The sequence below is a fragment of the Glycomyces paridis genome (assembly GCF_004912155.1).
In the GTDB taxonomy this organism is placed as follows: domain Bacteria; phylum Actinomycetota; class Actinomycetes; order Mycobacteriales; family Micromonosporaceae; genus Glycomyces; species Glycomyces paridis.
This window is the reverse complement of sequence record NZ_STGX01000001.1, coordinates 150,482-152,842: the sequence shown is the minus strand read 5'-3', so window position 1 is coordinate 152,842 and position 2,361 is coordinate 150,482. Positions and strand designations below refer to the sequence as shown.

General features: G+C 73.0%; 1 protein-coding gene. It reads right to left on the bottom strand.

Annotated features, from left to right (window positions below):
* Nucleotides 1-294 precede the first annotated feature (294 nt).
* Entirely contained in the window at nt 295-2,196 is a 1,902-nt protein-coding gene (locus tag E9998_RS00625; protein WP_158299653.1) for a serine hydrolase domain-containing protein, read from the bottom strand.
* Nucleotides 2,197-2,361 lie beyond the last annotated feature (165 nt).

Below are 2,361 nucleotides of genomic sequence, written 5' to 3'. Positions count from 1 at the left end.
TGAACCAGATGTGGTAGACGGCGACGAGCACGACCGCGATGGCGCGGAGGCCTTCGACCTCGGGTCGGAAGGCGGGTCGCGGCCGCGGGGAGGCGGTCGCGGCCGGCGCCGGTGCGGTGACTGTGGACATCGTGGCCGTCAACGATGGACGTCGGCGTCGGACATCTGCGCATCGTATGGAGGTCCCGCGTCGGGCGGCGAAACGCCGTCGACCGCCGCGGTGGCCTTTCGGTGAAGGATCGGTGAACCGCTCCGATTGGCGGCCGGGCCCCTGCGGGCCCGGCGCTATCGGGTTCAGAGCACGGTGAGGTTGACGCTCAGGAGGACCGCGGAGAACGCGAGGCCGCCCGCGAGCATGAGGGCGTGGCCGGTGGCGGTGTGCTTCGTCAGCTGCCGTTTGGCGCAGGCCGTGGCGAAGACCGCGGCGGTGACCGCCGTGAGTGCGACCGTCGCCAGGCCGAGGGCGAGCGCGGTGGTCAGGAGCGGTGAGCCGGTGACGACGCGCTGAGCGAGGAGGTTCTGGTCGGACATGGCGGTCATGAGGAGGGCGAGGACGGCGAGCGCGGTGCCGCCGAGGAGCCAGGCCGTCCAGGCGGTGGCGGTGCGCAGCAGGGGCTTCCGGTCGCCGCGGCGGAAGAGGCGGACGAACGCGGTCGCGGTGAGGACGAGGAGTCCGGCGGTGAGTACGAGGGTGCCGAAGGCGAGTGCGGCGAGGTGGAGGGTGGAGGACTCGTGCCAGGGGACGGGCGCGTAGGCGACGGCGGGGTCCTGGCTGCTGAGGAGGAGCCCGTCGGCGGTGAAGGCGATGGTGGCGTCCCCGTCGCGCTCGCGGAAGAGGCCGTCGCCGAGCGGCGTCCAGTGCTGTTCGCCCGCTTCGGGGTCGAAGGAGAGGCCGGTGGTGTGGAGGAGGCCGTCGGCGGCGGTGACGGTGACGGGCCCGAAGAGGCGGGTGACCTCGGTGAAGTCGGAGCGGGAGGTGCGGGTGCTGACGTATTCGCCGGTGTAGGCGTCGAGGTCGTCGGAGGCCGCGGGCGCTTCGGCGGGGGCGGGGAGGGCGTCGAGGGCGGTGAGGACGTCGCCGACGAGGGTGCGGGCGGCGTAGATCGTCGCTGCGGCGTCGGTGCCGTCGCCGTTGAGTGCGATGTGGCCGCCGATGCCGCGGGCGGGGACGAGGGCGAGCGCGGAGTGGAAGCCGGAGACGTCGCCGTCCTTGAACCAGACGCCGCCGCCGGGGCCGGCGAACTCCTGGAGGCTGAAGCCCATGCCGGGCATGCGGTCGTCGGCGCCGAACTGGCGGGTCGTCATCTGCTCGGCGACGCCTTCGCCCAAGGCGGGGTCGCCGGTGGCGAGCGCGGTCATGAAGCGGGCCATGTCGTCTGCGGTGGTGAGGATGCCGGGACCGGCGGGGACGCCCGGGGAGAGGCGGCCCTCGGTGGGGACCTGGCCGTCGGCGTAGCGGTGGCCTTCGGCGGTGGCGGCGTCCTTGGCGGGCTCCTCGTGGACGATGCGGCTGTGGTCCATGCCGAGGGGCGCGAAGACGTGCTCGGCGACGTAGTCCTCATAGGACTGGCCGGAGGCGTCCTCGATGAGGAGCCCGGCGAGGACCATGTCGTAGTTGTCGTACGTGACGACCTCGCCGGGCGGGCGGAGGCGGTCGGGCAGCGCGGCGGCGGCGAACTCGGCGAGGTCGGGCATGTCGCCGGCGTCCCAGCGGCCCCAGCCCGCGATGCGGTCCTCGAAGCCGGAGGTGTGGGTGAGCAGGTGCCGCAAGGTGATCGGCCGACCGGGGTAGGTGTCGGGGACGGTGAAGGCGAGGGGGTCGTTGACGTCGGCGTCGAGGTCGAGCCCGCCTTCGGCCACGAGCTGGAGGGCGGCTGCGGTCGTGAAGAGCTTCCCGACCGAGCCGGTGTAATAGGCGGTGTCGGCGGCGAACGGGGTCCCGTCTGCGGCGACGGCCTCGCCGTAGCCCTCGGCGAGGACCGTCTCGCCGTCGACGACGAGCGCGGCCGCGGCGCCGGGGATCTCTTCCTCGTCGAGGATCTCGGCGATGCGGGACTCGATGAGTGTCCGGGCGGACTCGACATCGAGAGATTCGGTACCGGTCTCGGCGGCGGCGGGCGCGCCGAAGGCGAGGACCGAGCCGAGGACCAGGGCGGGGAGCAGGGCGGGGGCCAATAGGGATGCGGGCGGTTTCATGAGGCCAACGCTATTGCCGCGCATAGGCTCTCACCATGAGGAAGCCTGGCGGATGCGGGGTGGGGCCAGCCTTACCGGGGAGGGGAATGAGGAGCGGGAGGTGGGTGGTGGCGGGCCCGATCACCGGCATGCGGCTCTGGCGCGCCGGGCGGTCGTGAAACGGGC

Bases quoted from the DNA above. Each gene is read 5' to 3' on its own strand.
- E9998_RS00625 (WP_158299653.1), bottom strand. From the start codon at position 2,196: ATGAAACCGCCCGCATCCCTATTGGCCCCCGCCCTGCTCCCCGCCCTG.